We start from the raw sequence: 15,698 nt of genomic DNA, 5'->3' as shown, positions 1-15,698 counted from the left end.
AAGAATCCTCCTTTTGCTGATGTGTACAGATTGGCTTAATATCCATTTCAAGCCAATCATGAACACACGATGAATTTAATAACGTTTTCATTTTTCTTTACTGCATAGTCTTTTGCTCTTCCATAAAAAGCTTTAAAGTAGCATCTTTCGTTAACTCTAAGCTTAATCCTCCATATTCTGGATAGGACGGTTCTGTACTATGGAAAACATATTTATGTCCCTCTTTTATAGCGAAAATAATCAATTCTGTTCCACTTTCATTGATAAATGTTTCAATCAATTCATACTGTTCTCCTTGACCCATGCTATAATCGCCCCAACGAAATGATATTTGTCTATTATTATAAAATACATTATTTAACAAATGCTCTGTCGATTGCCAGCCATAATAAGATTTTTTATCCATTGGTTTACATTTTAAAAATTTTTCATGATTCTTTTGATATTCAAGCATGAGCGTTAAAATTGAATTATCCTTTGCCGTACGAATATCTACAATGGATTCAAAATCATTATCTAAATTTTCATTCATAAACACACTCAACAAAGGGTCTTTAGTCAGCTCTAAATCAAATCTACGCTGATATATCTCACATGGTTCTGTGCTTTTAAACACATATTTCTGACCAGCTCTTGTAGCAAAAATAATTACTTCCGTCCCACTTTCATTAACAAAAGTGTCAATTAATTCAAAATTTTTACCTTGTCCAAATACATAACTTCCCCTACGAAACGATACTCGTCTTCCTTTGTAAAATGCATTTTCCAACAAATCACTCGATAAATAACAACCATAATAATTATCGTCTTTTTGCAGACCCCTTAAAAATTTTTCATGATTCTTTTGATATTCAAATATAAGAGTTAAAATTGAATTATCCCTTGACGGTCTGACATCTTCAATCGATTCAAAATATTCATCTGAAACATAATCATTTCTTTTCGCCTCAACACTTTGCCCAAACAAAACTACCATAAATAATATAGCAACTACCCATTTGATGACCGCCCTCATAAGACTCCTCCTCAATTTTATATTTCTTCAACTTCATTATACTCTACTTAATAATGAACTCAAGTGGAAGATATAGCGTTTTCATATTTTGTGGAATATTTTCTCTCATAAAATAATGTCCCTAACAAAAAATACACCGTTTTCGACAAAAATACTTCTATACAGTGTTAGAAAAAACACTATATAGAAGTATTTAATTTATCACTTATTTCACACCACGCAATATCCAATACCCTTTATCTTGCGTAACTTTTTCAACCACTGAAAATAATTGACGCATTAACTTTTCAGCTGACGGTGCTCCTTGCTTTTTCTGAATGACCACATACAACACACCGTCAGCACTCAATAATTGTGCTGCTCGCTCAATAAATCCATGAACAACAGCTTTCCCTGCACGAATCGGTGGATTTGTCACTACAACGGTCGGTTGCACTTCAAGTAGTGCTGTAATCGCATCACCATTGATAAACTGACAATTTTCAATGCCATTACGTTGAGCATTTTGTTGTGCCAAATGATAAGCACGCTCATTAATTTCAATCCCTGTAACAACTGCGTTCGGTAATTGCTTAGCTAGCATCAAGGCAATCGGCCCATAACCACTACCTAATTCTACAATGACTTCTGCCTCTACTGAATTCAGTTCTGCCAATAGCGTTTCAACTAAAACATTTGAACCATAATCAACTTGATTTTTTGAAAAAACTCCATTATCTGTCGTCAATTTTAACCGATACGGTGCTACTTCATAAACAATCTCACGCTGTTGGTGAGCTACTTCGGGTTGATTCATAAAATATTGTTTTGACATTTAATTGCCTCTTTTCACTCTTATATCGCTTATTTATCTTTTTAAAATACTACACTAACCCTTATTATAACATTTTTTATCAATTCATGTTAGAATAGTAAAAGAGAATTAATGGAGGAATCTACATGATTAAATTATTTGCGTCCGATATGGACGGAACACTGTTAGACCAAAACCACGAATTAAATCAAACGACTGCCGATGCTGTTAAAGCCTTACAAGTAAGTGGCGTTGAATTTATCATTTCAACTGGGCGTGACTATCAATCTGCTCGTAATTTTTTAGCGACCTATCACATTGACTGTGCCATGATTAACTTAAACGGTGCTCAAATTTTCGATGCAACGGGACAACTCATTGATGAGAGTCCATTAATCAATACAACTACGCAACAAGTATTAGATTACTTACATCAAGAAAAATTAGCGTACTCATTGACAACACGTCAAAATTTCTATTTATCAAATAAACAAGACTATATCAATCATATGATGCAATCCCATGAACATCTTGATGAACTAACCATAGCTCAAGTAACTGATAAAATAAAAATGACTTTGGACGCTTATGACTATCAGCTAACAGACAGTAACCCTGTCTTTAAATTGATGATAATAAGTGATGATGCTCCTACCTTAGAAAAAGCAAGACATTATCTAGAAACTTTCCCAGACTTAGACATTACATCTTCTGGGCCAGGTAATTTAGAGATTACACATATCGAAGCACAAAAAGGCTTAGCTTTAGCAAAATATTTAGCTGCTAAACACTATACTTTTGAAGAAACATTAACGATTGGTGACTCTCTCAACGACCGCTCAATGTTATCTATGTGCCCAAACAGTTATGCCATGGATAATGCGAGCGATGAAGTAAAAACAATGGCTGCCCATATTGCACCTAGTAATGTAGAAAACGGAGTAGCGACTATTATCTATCAACTCATTTCGAAACAATCGGAGGAAGTATAGATGAAACAACTAACAAAAATAGCTTGGCTATTACTAGCTACCTTATTCATTATTGGCTGTCAACCGACAACACCGACACAATCTACTTCAACCAGTCAATCAAATGCGTCCGTTACATCTAATCAAATCAGCAACATTGATGATTTAATTCATACAGAAAATTTTAATCGACATGCATTAGAACATATTTTTTATGGCACTATCAATCGCAAAGGACAAGCAACAGGATATCACCATGAGAGCATTGCACCGGATGCTGAAATCATTAAAGGCACTCGCTCAAAAAACGACCAGCATGGTGTCTATCGTGCAAAAGTAAAAGTTGACGGCATTACTAAACAGGCTATGTCATCATTCTTTCCAGAAAAATGGACACCGCAACAAGTGGTAGATGCCATTAATGAAGCTTACGAATCACGTGAACACGTAAGTGGCAATATCTATGAAGGTACATCAGGTAAGATTACTATTCAAATGTATTTAACTGATAACGATAAAATTATTTCAGCATTTCCGATATATGAAAGGTAGGTAATTATGACATATCATTTTGAGCAACGAAACTTACGCTTACATCTTGTTTTCGATGACCTCTCAACCGAATATTCCATGCTCGATTCATTTCTCCAAGTTGAAGGTAGAAGTTTTGGCGACATTATTGTACAAATAATCGGAGAACATTTGCAAAGTGGTCAACCACAAACATTTGCTGGTAATGTGTACAGTTTGACTCTTTCAGAAACAGATACCTTGATTGAAGATATGCTAGGTGAAAATGAACAAGTAATTCCAACCGAATTATTTTGTGAGATTTTCTTGAAATGGATGACGGAATTGACGGCGTAATGTAAATGATTATTGTTTATTTTAGTGGAAAATTATAATTTTGAAAACAAATATCATAGCAAAAAGAGTATTGTCACACTAGCAACAATACTCTTTTTCACTATTAATTTAAATCAAATGCTGGTAATAAATGACCTTTTTCAGCTAATTTTTCTAAAAATTCATGAACTTCTTTGGATGTGAATGCTTCTAATAATGCTTTAGTAGCTTCTGAATCTTTGTTACCTTCACGCACAACTACTTGAATTGCGAATGTATTTTCTGGGTCTTTCTCTAATAGTAACGCATCATCAGGTGTCAAACCAACTTTTGCAATATATGTTGGATAGTTAAATACTAAATCAACACCGTCTTCATAAGAAGATGTTAAGTTTAATAAATCTATTTCTGAGAATTTTAAATTATGTGGATTTTCTTCAACATCATCAATTGTCGCTTTAAAACCAACACCGTCTTTTAATTTAATCAAATCGTAAGACGCTAAAATTAATAATGCACGAGCTTGGTTAGTTGGGTCTGACGGAACTGCCACTTCTGCACCGTCTTTAATATCTTCAATTGACTTAAATTCAGGTGCATAGAATCCAACACGAGCATTATAGATTGGTTGAAGTGCTACTAAATCACCTTTATTCGCTTCATTAAACATTTCCATGAAAGGTCTGTGTTGTGCAAAGTTTGCATATACTTCATCATTCAATAACGCTTCGTTGTATTGAATATTATCTGACACTTCCACTAATTCTACTTTATATGGTTCAGCAATCACTTCATTAACCAATTCCACAATATCCGTCATTGGTGGTAAATGAGACGCTACTTTTAAAACTGTTTTTTCTTCAGCCAAAGCTGTCGGTAATGCAAAAATTGAAGTTGCTGTTAAAGCAGCTAAAAATAATGATAAACTTTTTTTCAACATAATTTAATCTCCTATTCTGGTTCGTTCGGGTTGACTTGACGTCCACTTCGTAAAATCCCTCTGTGCGATACTCGCACGCCGGTATTTTCCTCCAGTGTTTCAAGTCAGAACACCCTCTCTCACACTATGTTTTATTCTGGCTCCAATGAACTGAAATGACGTCCACTTCAAAACGTTCATTGTCACACCCTGTTTTTTATAAATTCATTTCTACTTTATTTCATTCTTTTATCCAAATGTCTTGCCAACTGAAGTCCAGCCCATTGAAAGATTTGCACCATAATAATAATGATGACGATTGCCGTATACATGACATCTGTCTCGTAACGTTGGTATCCATAGCGAATAGCAAAGTCGCCAATTCCACCACCACCAACTACACCCATAATCGTAGAATACGATATAAAACTGACAAAGGCCGTTGTAAAACCAATCACTAATGAACTTCTAGCTTCAACAAATAGAAAATGCCAAATCAGTTGTCCAGTCGTTGCCCCCATTGCATTAGCCGTTTCAATAATATCTGGCCCTAATTCGGATAATGATTGCTCAACAAATCGTGCATAGAGTGCCATTGCTATTACCATTAACGGAAAAGAAGCAGCGATAGGGTCACCTGTCGCTCGTCCATATAATTGTCTAACCAATGGTTGCATTGCCACCACGAGTAGTAAAAATGGAAACGAACGTATCACATTGACAAACAAATTCAAAATACGATTTAACCAACGATTTGCTAATGGTCGTCCACTATCTGACAGATATAAATAAGTACCTAAAGGAATACCTAATAGTATCGCTGCAATGGTTGAAAACAGCATCATAACACTCGTCTGACCGAGCGAATGAATAATTTTCGGTGCAAAATCCACTACACGCTCAAGATAATGCGTCATACTGCAGTACCTCCTTAACATAATCACGATATGTACTAGAGCCCACCGATTCTGTCGAATTCGGCAAGGTAATCACTTCTAAAAGCTCTCCTTGCTCCATAATACCGACTCGCTGACACAATCCTTTTACCAATGAAAGTTGATGTGTGACAACTACCATTGTCATCGCATAACGTTGGTGTATCTGTTGCAATACTTGAATGACTTCAACTATCGTTTGTTCGTCTAATGCCGAAGTCGGCTCATCTAGCAACATCACTTTAGGATTACTAATCAATGCTCGTGCAATGCCAACTCGTTGCTTTTGACCACCAGATAATTGACTTGGATAGGCATGGCGTTTATCTAATAAACCTACCATTTCTAATACTTCTTCCAAATCCAATTGATTATCGTAATGATGTAATTTTAACGGCAACTGAATATTTTCTTCGACCGTTAGATTATTTAATAAATTAAATTGTTGGAAAACCATTGTAATATCCTTACGCACGTTTCTCAACGATACTTTTGATAATTGATGAATTCGCTGCTGATTAACAATCACTTCACCGCTATCAGGTGTTAATAAACCATTAATAAACCTCAATACAGTGGATTTTCCGGCACCACTTTGCCCAATCAATCCAAAAATTTCTGATGGCTGAATCGTTAGATGAAGTTGCTTGACTGCCTGCACTTCACCTTTATCTCCTTCAAACGCTTTTGAAACATTGACCAATTCAATCATCATATCACCTCAGATTCGACTTAAAATACATATTAGCTAATATACTGGCATTATAACAACTTACGCATTATTTTAAAAGCTATTTATCGTTAAAATAATACAGAAATTTATTAAATAGAAACAGTTTTGTTTGTGAATATATTTTCAATTATAACGTTTTCCTAGTACTTATCAGATTTATAAGAATAAATTTGTATGTGAATAGGCAATTATTTAAAATTGAAAATATAACAGAAATTGCACTCCTTGTATAACAGAAATACAAGGAGTGCAAGAGATTTTGAATTTTACATTTCGTTTGGTGCTTGAATACCAAGTAAATTCAAGGCATCTTTTAATACCATGGTTACAGCTTTCACTAACGCTAAGCGTGCCGGACGTTGTGCATCTTCATCTAAGATACGAGTATTACCATAATATTTATTAAATAATTGTGCTAATTGAACAGCATATTTAGCTACATACGACGGTTCATATTTTTCCATTGCAGACGCAATAACATTTGGATATTGATGAAGTTTCTTCACTACTTCCCAACTATAATCATCTTGCAAATCAAAGGCATCTGATACCACAATATCTTCACCAAATTTACGAATCAAACTCATCGCACGAGCATGTGTATATTGGACATATGGCCCTGTTTCTCCCTCAAATTGCACAATTTCTTCTAATTTGAAATCAAAACTATTCATACGGTCTGTTTTCAAATCATGGAAAATAACGGCACCAACCCCAACTTGACGTGCCACTTCTTCTTTGTTAGCAAGCGTTGGATTCTTCTCATCAATTTGTTTGTAAGCTAAAGCAATCGCATCATTCAATACTTGCTCTAATAAAATAATTTTACCTTTACGTGTTGAGAGCTTTTTACCGTCTAAAGTAATCAAACCAAATGGCACATGAATCATATCTTCTGCCCAATCACGTCCCATACGTTTCAATACAGCACGTAATTGCTTGAAGTGCCCTGACTGCTCATTTCCAACAACATAGACGTTTTTAGCAAAGTCATAAGTATTCTTACGATATTGTGCTGCTGCTAAGTCACGAGTCGCATATAATGTCGCTCCGTCTGATTTTTTAATCAATGCTGGTGGTAAATCTTCTTCGTCCAATTTGACAATCGTTGCCCCATTATCCACCGTTGTAATGCCTTTAGATTCTAATTCATCAATAATCGGTTGCATTTTATCATTGTAGAATGCTTCACCATTATATGAATCAAATTTAATGTCTAATAAGTCATATACTTTGGTAAATTCTTTCAATGATTCATCTTTAAACCATGTCCAAAGGCGAATCATTTCTGCGTCACCGTCTTCTAAGGCTTTAAATGCAGCACGTGCTTGTTCTTCTAGTTCTGGTTGTGTTTCTGCTTTTTCGTGGAAATCCACGTACAATTTCACTAATTCATTGACTGGGTCGGCTTCGATAACTGCATCATCACCCCATAATTTATAAGCAACGATTAATTTACCAAATTGCGTACCCCAATCGCCTAAGTGATTGATACGAACTGTTTGATAATTGGTTTTTTGTGCCAAATTCACAATCGCATTTCCAATGACCGTTGAACGTAAATGCCCCATTGACATTGGTTTAGCAATATTTGGAGATGACATATCGACTGTCATCACACGCTGATAACCCAAATCAACCGTTCCATAATCAGCTCCTTGATTAAACACTTCGCTGACAATTTCTTTAGCTACTTGTGCACGTTTTAAACGCACATTAATGTATGGTCCTACGGCTTCGATACTATCAAAGGCATCACTTTGCAATTGAGCTACTAACTCCTGTGCAATTTGTGGTGGTGCTTTACGCAACACACGTGCCAATGTAAAGACTGGAAAAGCTAAATCCCCCATTTTCGTATCTTTTGGCACTTCTATTAATTGTTTAATCTCATTTACAGATAAATGTTCTGCTAAGACAGAATGCAATTGTTCTGCTAATAATAATTGATAATCCATTTTTACTCTCCTTTATTCTCATTCCTTGGATTGACTTGGCAAAATGCCGTCATCATTGCTATTCAAACAAAAAAACTCTAACGATGCCTTGGTGTCCAAAACATCGTTAGAGGCGAATTCAATAATCGCGGTACCACTCTAATTCCATAATCTAATTGATTATGCTTATTATTGATAACGAAGTTCCCTCCGAATTAGAATAGTTAGTTCTAATTAAAACTGAAAGTGCGTTTCATCAATTCATTGTCGGCTGGCTCTCAACACCCCAGCTTGCTGTACTCAATATCCTTAATTACTCTCTTTCAGAGGTCTGTATCCAGAAACACTCGTTTCTTTCTGATTGCCGATCCCCTGTTACATTGTAACAAACCACATTTCCTTTGTCTACACTATCCTCGTGCTAAACGTTTACGAATATAAGACGAAGAAAATTCTACAATGATAATTAAGAAAATCAAGCCAATTAAAATCGAACCCACTTGATTCCAGCGATAAGAACTCATCGCAAAAATTAATGGGGCACCAATACCACCCGCTCCAACTAAACCTAAAGTAGTAGCGTCTCGTAAATTCATATCAAAACGGAAGATTAAAGTAGAGAGTAAACTTGAACCTAATTGTGGTAAAATGCCACAACGAATTTTCTCAAAAGTATTACAACCGGCTGCTTCCATTGCTTCTAAAATCGAAACATCTATATCATCAATCGTTTCATTAAATAATTTAGTTAACATTCCGATTGAAGTGACAGATAAAGTCATCAATCCGGCAAATGCACCCGGTCCTGTTACACGAATGAACATTAAACCATAAACAAAGTTTGGAATCGTCCGAATCGCAACTACGAACAATCGAACAATCAAAACAATCGGTGTTGGCATAATTTTTTGTGATGCTAAGAATGCAATTGGTAAGGAAATCACTGCTCCTACTAAAGTCCCTAAAAAAGCAATCGCAATCGTTTCAAGCAGTAAATACGGAACCGACTGTGTCGTTAAATTAAACAACAAGGACGTATCAGGCGTAAAGATACCTGTTAAAATATTAGTTGCAATAGTATTCCCATTTTTTGTCATGGAAACTTGATTGACCGTTGTAGACGACCATAGAATCACCACAACAATAAAAATAGCCCACGCATATTGTCGCCAACGGCTGCGATCTTTTTTCTCATACATTTCATTAATACGTTCGATCATAAACAGCCTCCTAAGTTAATCTCTTGCGTAAATAACCACTTGTCAATTCAATAATGGCTACTGTCACAAACAGACAGAGCAAAATCATACCGACATTGGCATATTCACGCCATGATAAGTTCTCGTTCAAAATAATTCCTAAACCACCAGCTCCAACATACCCTAAAATAGCAGCATGACGGACATTTCCCTCAAATGTATATAAACTCGCTGATAAATAAGACGGTAACACTTGTGGCTGAATAGCTGCGACAAAACTTTGCAATTTAGTTGCTCCTAAGGCTTCCATTGCTTCATAAGGGAGCATATCCACCGTTTCAATCAACTCATATAATTGTTTTCCGATAAATGAAAACGTGAAAATCGCAATCGCAACAGTTCCGGCAAAAGTCCCCAAACCAAAGATATACGTTAAAATCAAAGCCGTTACTAAGGTTGGCATCGTCCGAATTAAGCTCAATAAAAACTTCATAGTACCTGATAACCAACGATTATGTGTTAAGTTAATCGACGCAATCATTGAAAATGGAATCGCAAGGAATGCACCAATTAGTGTTCCTAAAATCGACATTTTAATCGTGTCAAATAATGGGCCAATAACTGAATTAAAAAATTTCCAATTAGGTGGTGTCATTTTAGATAAAATAACGAAAAATTGTTTACCACGCTTAGCTAGAACAGACGGGTCAAATCCTGTTAACTGAACTGAATAATAAAATGCAATTAACACTAAAATAAAAATAAAAGGTGCAATTGAACGACTTTTATTAACAGTTTTCCCATTTGGTAGCGTCATAACTTTCGGTGGTAATAGACGGTCTACTAATCTCTTTTCCATTAGTTACCACCCATTTCCTCAGTCTTACCTTTGTAAATAAGATTTAGAATTTCCGGAGTTACATTTTCTGACGGCCCGTCATATACAACTTCTCCGTCACGAATCCCGATAATACGGTCACAAAAATCCAATGCTAATTCCACATGGTGAATATTGATTAATACCGTAATGTTATCATCACGATTAATACGTTGAAAATCTTGCATAACCACATTCGCAGTCACTGGGTCTAAGGCTGCAACCGGTTCGTCTGCTAAAATAATTTGTGGATTTTGCGTAAGTGTACGTGCCAACGCAACACGTTGTTGTTGTCCACCTGATAATTGATCAACACGCATATAGGCTTTATCTAAAATTCCTACTCGGTCTAATGATTCTAACGCTTTTAATTCTTCTTCTTTTTTATAATATCCTAATAAAACACGCCAAAATGGAATATCCGGAACTAACGCATTTAATACATTGGTAATAACTTTTGCACGTGTCACTAAATTAAAGGATTGAAAAATCATACCAATTTGACGACGGAACTTGCGTAGGCTATCCCCTTTTAATTCGTTGACCTCTACGCCATTTACAGTTAATACACCCTCACTGATTGGGTGCATTTTATTGATTGTACGAATCAATGTCGATTTACCGGCCCCTGATAAACCAATAATACCGACAAATTCTCCTTGCTCAATCGTTAAATTAATATCCTTTAAAGCGACTACCCCATTGTCATATCGCTTAAAGACGTGCTTGAATTCAATCATTCTCGAACCTCGTTTCTTTATTTCACTCATACTATTGTACCGAATATCTATTCATTTAAAAAGACTAATGATTCAATTTTTATCGTGACTTCTACTGAATGTTCGTCTTATTTTCGCAACATATTGTGCGTTTCTTGCCCAGTAAGTGCCGTTACTACTTTCAATAAATCTACACCCAAACTTGACTTGACTAACACAATATCCTCTGCTAATAAATCATCTTTTAACGTGTCAATTACACGCTCATATGAGTCACGCTCATAGAAAAGATTTTCCGGTGCATAAATTGCACATAACTCATCATATAAAGCTGCCATTTCCACACCGAATAAATAAACACGATTAATTTTTTCAGGGTCTAAGGCTGTATGTAAGCCACGATGTAAAGCCTCACTTTCACTACCTAATTCTCTTACATCACCTAATACAGCAATTTTACGGCGATTTTGAGCCACTGGTAAATTCGATAATGTATTCAAAATGGCACGCATCGACGTAGGACTTGCATTGTAAGCGTCATTTAACAAATCAGCTCCATTTAATGCTTTCAACCATTCCAAACGATGTGCTGTCAATTTAAATTGAGCTAATTGAAAAATTGCTTGTTCCATTGGAATATTCAAATGTTGGGCGATTGTCAAAGCAATCAAAGCATTAGATACATTATATGCTCCGATAACTGGAATCGAACTCACTACATTGTCATCAACATTCGTTTTAAAATAAGTTTTATTTTGTTCTTCTACTAAATCATACGCATAGACATCATATGCTGCATCAAAACCAAAACTTTTCGTTTTAAAAGTGGATTTCTTTTCTTGTAACAAATTCTGAATAATCGGCTCATTACCTGGATAAACAAATAATCCTTCCGGTGCTAGACCTTCTAAAATTTCCATTTTTGCCCGTCCAATGCCTTCACGTGAACCTAAAAATTCTAAGTGACTCTCACCGATTAAAGTAATCGCTGCAATATCCGGTTCAGCAATTCGACTTAATTCGGCAATTTCTCCAAAACCGCTCATTCCCATTTCAGCTACGCAGACTTGCGTTTCTTCCGGCATTTTTAATAAAGTATATGGCAAGCCAATTTCATTATTATAATTACCTTGCGTTTTATGGACATGGTATTTAGCTGATAATGTAGTAGCTGTCATATCTTTAGTAGTTGTTTTACCATTACTACCTGTTATCCCAATGACAATCGGATTGATGACATGACGGTAAAAGTTAGCTAAATCTTGTAATGCCTTTAAAGTATCATCAACTAATACTACAGCAATCTGATCGCTAGGTGCTAAATGTTCCGGTTGTGACCACAATGTTGCCACAGCCCCATTATCAATCGCTTGCTTAACATATTGATGACCGTCACTTGCCCCTTGAAGTGGCACAAACAATGTTCCCGGCGTTACTTTTCGTGAATCAAATTCGACATTACAAATGCTAATCGTTCGATCTTTAGCCGTATAATCAATTGCATGGGTATGTTTCACCACGTCCATTAATTTTATAGGTTTCATTTTCTCTCCTCGCATTCTCGTTTACATTAAGAGATTCCGTAAACTTTGACTCACAAACTCTACGGAATCATTATCATTAAATACGCTCAGCTGTTAATAATTGCTTAGCCTCAAATTGTTTCAATGCTAATTGCAATAATTCTTCCACTAAATCACGTGTTTCTAACCCTGTATGTTTCCATAATACTGGATACATACTATACGGTGTAAATCCTGGCATTGTATTAATTTCATTGATATAAATATCATTATTGGCTGTTACAAAAAAGTCTACACGTGACAAACCACGTCCATTAATTGCACGATATGCTGTTAAAGCATAGGATTGAATTTTTTGTGCCACTGCATCTGGAATATTAGCTGGAATTTGCATCGTTACGGAATTATTTAAATATTTATTTTCATAATCATAAAATGCTACTTCTTTAACTAATTGTCCCACCACGCTGACGTGGGCATCATCATTTCCTAAAACTGCCACTTCTACTTCTTCAGCAATAATACCTTGTTCCACTACGATACGGTGGTCATAGACTAACGCTTTTTCTACAGCTGCACGCAAAGCATCGCTATTTTCGACACGACTAATTCCCACACTTGACCCCATATTCGCTGGCTTAACAAACATCGGGTATAATAGATTACCCTCACATTTTTGCACAATTGCCTCTTGCTCGCTCAACCACGCTTGACGGTCAAATGCCTCAAACGGTACTTGTGGCAACCCTACTTGATTGAAAATATATTTGCTGACAATCTTATCCATTCCAGCAGCACTGGCAATCACACCAGCTCCCACATACGGCATACCCAGTACTTCTAAGAAACCTTGAATCGTTCCGTCTTCACCATTTGGCCCATGTAATACTGGAAAGACAATCGCATCTGGTTCATAAATAAAGCCCGGCTGAATTTGAACTCCTTTAGACGCTTGTTCGGGTTGTTCTGACCATTGTGGTTCTTGAGCAAGCTCTAAAATCAATTGTTGCGACGCTTTTAATGGTTCTGTCAATGGTGCACCCTTAATCCATACGCCGTCACGACGAATAAAGATTGGTTGTACCTCATAATAATGATACATAATTTGCTGCGTAATATTAAACGCCGAAATAATGGATACATCATGTTCTGCACTTTGTCCACCATATAATAAAATAATTTTCATTGTTTTTTCCTCCAAATAATAACTAGATTATTCTTGCATTACTATTTCCCAAGTTTGATTCGTCAGCGAATAACTTAAATGACCGATTGCATCTGTAAGTGGCTGATTAACGGTAATAAAAGTTAATTCATCTTCAATAATATAAAGCGGAACAATCCAATGTTGCTGCTCTAAATATGCTTGAACCACATCAACTTTAAGCCCCCTTGAAAATAACGGTGCTAATCGTTGAGCAATCTCTTCCGGCACCGGCGATACAGTTGACTTTTTACTGAAAATGGATTTAGTTTCATTCACTAATTGTTGCACTTGCTCTTGCATTACCCGTTGAAATCGAGGATAAAAATGCGTCACATGACGATAATAAGTTTTAACAAGCCCATTTGGTAGTACCAAATACACATAATTATTTTGCAACTTGTAAAAAAAGGCTGAACGCAATGTTTGATTAGCATGAAATAAATAAAGTATTTCAGCAATTTCATTCCCCGTTAATTGATGCATCAACGCAACTGATTCAAAATCAATCCAGTTAGACATTCGAACATTTTGATTTTGACAATAAGCCATATACTCTAACACTTCTTGCTTACCACGCAAAATTTTAAAATTGGTACGCATGTCAAAATGCCCAAAAGCCGTTGGTGCTTGTGCTAAAATAATGTTTTCTGGTATAAATTTCGTTTCAAAATCTTCAGTTCTAAAATTAATACCACGTGTCATTATATGACTTGTTACCGTATCATGATGAATATACAAATTAACACGCATTTTTATGAACATCCTCCTCTCTCATTAATTCCCACAGACACTTCTATTTTACTCTGTTTTGATATAAAGATAAAGTAGTTACCCCTTATTTTCCCACAATGATATTTTAATTTGGTCTATTCAGATTGGCTTACCGTCCACTTCGTAAAATCCCTTTGTGCATGAATATTTTTCTCTAGTATTTCAAACCAAAACACTCGCACTATATATTATTTTAGCTAACTTTGGCGAGCTCATTTCTTTCGTTATCTTTCAGTAATGTTTTTGTTACATAATCGTAACTATTTTTTTGTTATATTTTAAGTAAACAGAGTATAAATAAAGTAGTGAGTCTAGTATGATGAACCAATGAAACTTTTATAAAGGAGAAATAATAACCATGAAACTTAAATTAACCTCTCTACTCGCTGTATGCAGTCTTTTCTTAGTGACATCACAGTCAACACCACTGATTTCAGCTGAAGAATCAGCTAGCTATCGTTACCACAATGTAGTCTCAGAAAAAAATGCAACAGAACTTCAAAAAGCCTTAGAAGAACAAGGTGTGCCTACTGAAAACTGGAAAAATTTAACCCCATTTATCGACCAATACCAAGAATCAAATAAAGATTACGAAAAAGTCGCTGAAGACTGGACAACTATGGATATCGGAAAAGATGCTTTCACCTTTACAACAACAATGGATATTAAAGAATACGAAGAACGTCTAAGTCATTTTCCAAAAGATTTAAACTGCCGACAAACAGCATTCCTACTCTTACGTTCACTCGTTACTTATGATAAAGATAAATTAGAAAAACTACCTGTACACGATGAATTTAAATCCTTATCAGAATATAAAGAGGGATTAACAGAAGAAGAAGGGCAACTTTATAGTCTACTCTTTAATGACAATTCAGCTTACAAATCAATTGCTGATTTAACTAAAGCATGGAAAGACGCAGGTGTTAAATTCTCAGACAAACTACGTCTTTTATCAGCAGTACAAAATGTTGAAGGCTCCGTTATTAGTATGCATGTTGGGTTAGTGTTTGAAAAAGACGGCAAAGTATATTTCTTTGAAAAAATGGATCCAACTCTACCATACCGTCTAAGCGAGTTCAATTCTTGGGCAGACTTAAAAGAACATCTATTAACTGGACGTTTCCAATTATTCGCTGAACAAATTGCTTTACTTGTAAATGACCAAGAAATATCTGAATTAACTAAAATGAATTAATAAAACTAAACAAGGACTGCGTTCTGTTCAATCCAGAGCCAGTCCTTTTGTTGAT

General features: G+C 35.6%; 16 protein-coding genes. 4 read left to right on the top strand and 12 right to left on the bottom strand.

What is annotated here, in order from left to right:
- Positions 1–97: 97 nt before the first annotated feature.
- Together JDW14_02655 and JDW14_02650 are read right to left on the bottom strand one after the other, a co-directional pair.
- A complete protein-coding gene (locus JDW14_02655; GenBank protein QQD66042.1) occupies positions 98–1,015 on the bottom strand; it encodes a hypothetical protein in 918 nt (305 codons plus the stop codon).
- A gap of 205 nt (positions 1,016–1,220) precedes the next feature.
- Complete coding sequence (locus tag JDW14_02650) at positions 1,221–1,829, bottom strand: class I SAM-dependent methyltransferase (protein QQD66041.1); 609 nt, start codon at positions 1,827–1,829, stop codon at positions 1,221–1,223.
- 125 nt (positions 1,830–1,954) lie between these two features.
- On the opposite strand from JDW14_02650, the gene JDW14_02645 reads away from it, so the two are divergent.
- Genes JDW14_02645 through JDW14_02635 form a run of 3 tightly spaced genes read left to right on the top strand, consistent with a single transcriptional unit; the run spans position 1,955 to position 3,646 of the window.
- On the top strand, positions 1,955–2,800 hold the full coding sequence (locus JDW14_02645; GenBank protein ID QQD66040.1) for an HAD family hydrolase: 846 nt from the start codon (positions 1,955–1,957) through the stop codon (positions 2,798–2,800).
- Positions 2,801–3,331 carry an EndoU domain-containing protein gene (locus JDW14_02640; GenBank protein ID QQD66039.1) on the top strand — a complete coding sequence of 177 codons (531 nt, stop codon included), beginning with the start codon at positions 2,801–2,803 and terminating at the stop codon, positions 3,329–3,331.
- A 6-nt stretch (positions 3,332–3,337) separates the two neighbouring features.
- Positions 3,338–3,646, top strand: a complete 309-nt coding sequence (locus JDW14_02635; protein QQD66038.1) for a hypothetical protein — start codon at positions 3,338–3,340, stop codon at positions 3,644–3,646.
- A 103-nt stretch (positions 3,647–3,749) separates the two neighbouring features.
- Here the strand turns inward: JDW14_02635 and JDW14_02630 are convergent, their stop codons facing one another.
- From JDW14_02630 to JDW14_02585, 10 genes are all read right to left on the bottom strand, one after another.
- Complete coding sequence (locus tag JDW14_02630; GenBank protein ID QQD66037.1) at positions 3,750–4,565, bottom strand: hypothetical protein; 816 nt, start codon at positions 4,563–4,565, stop codon at positions 3,750–3,752.
- 215 nt (positions 4,566–4,780) lie between these two features.
- The gene (locus JDW14_02625) at positions 4,781–5,461 is read right to left on the bottom strand and encodes an ABC transporter permease (GenBank protein QQD66036.1); all 681 of its coding nucleotides are present in this window, start codon (positions 5,459–5,461) and stop codon (positions 4,781–4,783) included.
- Complete coding sequence (locus tag JDW14_02620; protein QQD66480.1) at positions 5,445–6,191, bottom strand: ATP-binding cassette domain-containing protein; 747 nt, start codon at positions 6,189–6,191, stop codon at positions 5,445–5,447. Before JDW14_02620 ends, JDW14_02625 begins: the two co-directional genes overlap by 17 nt.
- 287 nt (positions 6,192–6,478) lie before the next feature.
- The gene (locus tag JDW14_02615) at positions 6,479–8,170 is read right to left on the bottom strand and encodes an arginine--tRNA ligase (protein QQD66035.1); all 1,692 of its coding nucleotides are present in this window, start codon (positions 8,168–8,170) and stop codon (positions 6,479–6,481) included.
- Between the two features lie 389 nt (positions 8,171–8,559).
- Entirely contained in the window at positions 8,560–9,369 is an 810-nt protein-coding gene (gene phnE, locus JDW14_02610; GenBank protein ID QQD66034.1) for a phosphonate ABC transporter, permease protein PhnE, read from the bottom strand.
- A 10-nt stretch (positions 9,370–9,379) separates the two neighbouring features.
- Positions 9,380–10,207, bottom strand: a complete 828-nt coding sequence (phnE, locus tag JDW14_02605; protein ID QQD66033.1) for a phosphonate ABC transporter, permease protein PhnE — start codon at positions 10,205–10,207, stop codon at positions 9,380–9,382.
- Positions 10,207–10,965: a phosphonate ABC transporter ATP-binding protein gene (gene phnC, locus JDW14_02600; protein QQD66032.1), complete on the bottom strand. Its 759-nt coding sequence runs from the start codon at positions 10,963–10,965 to the stop codon at positions 10,207–10,209. The genes phnE (JDW14_02605) and phnC overlap by 1 nt, the downstream gene beginning before the upstream one ends.
- Positions 10,966–11,072: 107 nt before the next feature.
- Positions 11,073–12,488 (bottom strand): UDP-N-acetylmuramoyl-tripeptide--D-alanyl-D-alanine ligase, encoded by a 1,416-nt coding sequence (locus JDW14_02595; protein QQD66031.1) that lies wholly within the window; start codon positions 12,486–12,488, stop codon positions 11,073–11,075.
- Positions 12,489–12,564: 76 nt separating this feature from the next.
- Complete coding sequence (locus tag JDW14_02590; protein QQD66030.1) at positions 12,565–13,653, bottom strand: D-alanine--D-alanine ligase; 1,089 nt, start codon at positions 13,651–13,653, stop codon at positions 12,565–12,567.
- Positions 13,654–13,680: 27 nt separating this feature from the next.
- Positions 13,681–14,424 (bottom strand): hypothetical protein, encoded by a 744-nt coding sequence (locus tag JDW14_02585; GenBank protein ID QQD66029.1) that lies wholly within the window; start codon positions 14,422–14,424, stop codon positions 13,681–13,683.
- A gap of 379 nt (positions 14,425–14,803) precedes the next feature.
- Here JDW14_02585 and JDW14_02580 point away from each other — a divergent pair, with 379 nt between their 5' ends.
- On the top strand, positions 14,804–15,643 hold the full coding sequence (locus JDW14_02580) for a DUF4300 family protein (GenBank protein QQD66028.1): 840 nt from the start codon (positions 14,804–14,806) through the stop codon (positions 15,641–15,643).
- The last annotated feature ends 55 nt before the right edge of the window (positions 15,644–15,698 follow it).

It is taken from the genome of Aerococcaceae bacterium zg-252 (genome assembly GCA_016237705.1).
GTDB lineage: Bacteria > Bacillota > Bacilli > Lactobacillales > Aerococcaceae > Globicatella > Globicatella yangjingiae.
The sequence above is the reverse complement of the archived record's forward strand: the minus strand, read 5'-3'. Positions and strand labels throughout refer to the sequence as shown.

What these genes read in the sequence shown, in the direction of transcription:
- JDW14_02655 (QQD66042.1), bottom strand. Translation starts at nt 1,015, where the DNA reads ATGAGGGCGGTCATCAAATGGGTAGTTGCTATATTATTTATGGTAGTT.
- JDW14_02650 (QQD66041.1), bottom strand. Translation starts at nt 1,829, where the DNA reads ATGTCAAAACAATATTTTATGAATCAACCCGAAGTAGCTCACCAACAG.
- JDW14_02645 (QQD66040.1), top strand. Translation starts at nt 1,955, where the DNA reads ATGATTAAATTATTTGCGTCCGATATGGACGGAACACTGTTAGACCAA.
- JDW14_02640 (QQD66039.1), top strand. Translation starts at nt 2,801, where the DNA reads ATGAAACAACTAACAAAAATAGCTTGGCTATTACTAGCTACCTTATTC.
- JDW14_02635 (QQD66038.1), top strand. Translation starts at nt 3,338, where the DNA reads ATGACATATCATTTTGAGCAACGAAACTTACGCTTACATCTTGTTTTC.
- JDW14_02630 (QQD66037.1), bottom strand. Translation starts at nt 4,565, where the DNA reads ATGTTGAAAAAAAGTTTATCATTATTTTTAGCTGCTTTAACAGCAACT.
- JDW14_02625 (QQD66036.1), bottom strand. Translation starts at nt 5,461, where the DNA reads ATGACGCATTATCTTGAGCGTGTAGTGGATTTTGCACCGAAAATTATT.
- JDW14_02620 (QQD66480.1), bottom strand. Translation starts at nt 6,191, where the DNA reads ATGATTGAATTGGTCAATGTTTCAAAAGCGTTTGAAGGAGATAAAGGT.
- JDW14_02615 (QQD66035.1), bottom strand. Translation starts at nt 8,170, where the DNA reads ATGGATTATCAATTATTATTAGCAGAACAATTGCATTCTGTCTTAGCA.
- phnE (QQD66034.1), bottom strand. Translation starts at nt 9,369, where the DNA reads ATGATCGAACGTATTAATGAAATGTATGAGAAAAAAGATCGCAGCCGT.
- phnE (QQD66033.1), bottom strand. Translation starts at nt 10,207, where the DNA reads ATGGAAAAGAGATTAGTAGACCGTCTATTACCACCGAAAGTTATGACG.
- phnC (QQD66032.1), bottom strand. Translation starts at nt 10,965, where the DNA reads ATGATTGAATTCAAGCACGTCTTTAAGCGATATGACAATGGGGTAGTC.
- JDW14_02595 (QQD66031.1), bottom strand. Translation starts at nt 12,488, where the DNA reads ATGAAACCTATAAAATTAATGGACGTGGTGAAACATACCCATGCAATT.
- JDW14_02590 (QQD66030.1), bottom strand. Translation starts at nt 13,653, where the DNA reads ATGAAAATTATTTTATTATATGGTGGACAAAGTGCAGAACATGATGTA.
- JDW14_02585 (QQD66029.1), bottom strand. Translation starts at nt 14,424, where the DNA reads ATGCGTGTTAATTTGTATATTCATCATGATACGGTAACAAGTCATATA.
- JDW14_02580 (QQD66028.1), top strand. Translation starts at nt 14,804, where the DNA reads ATGAAACTTAAATTAACCTCTCTACTCGCTGTATGCAGTCTTTTCTTA.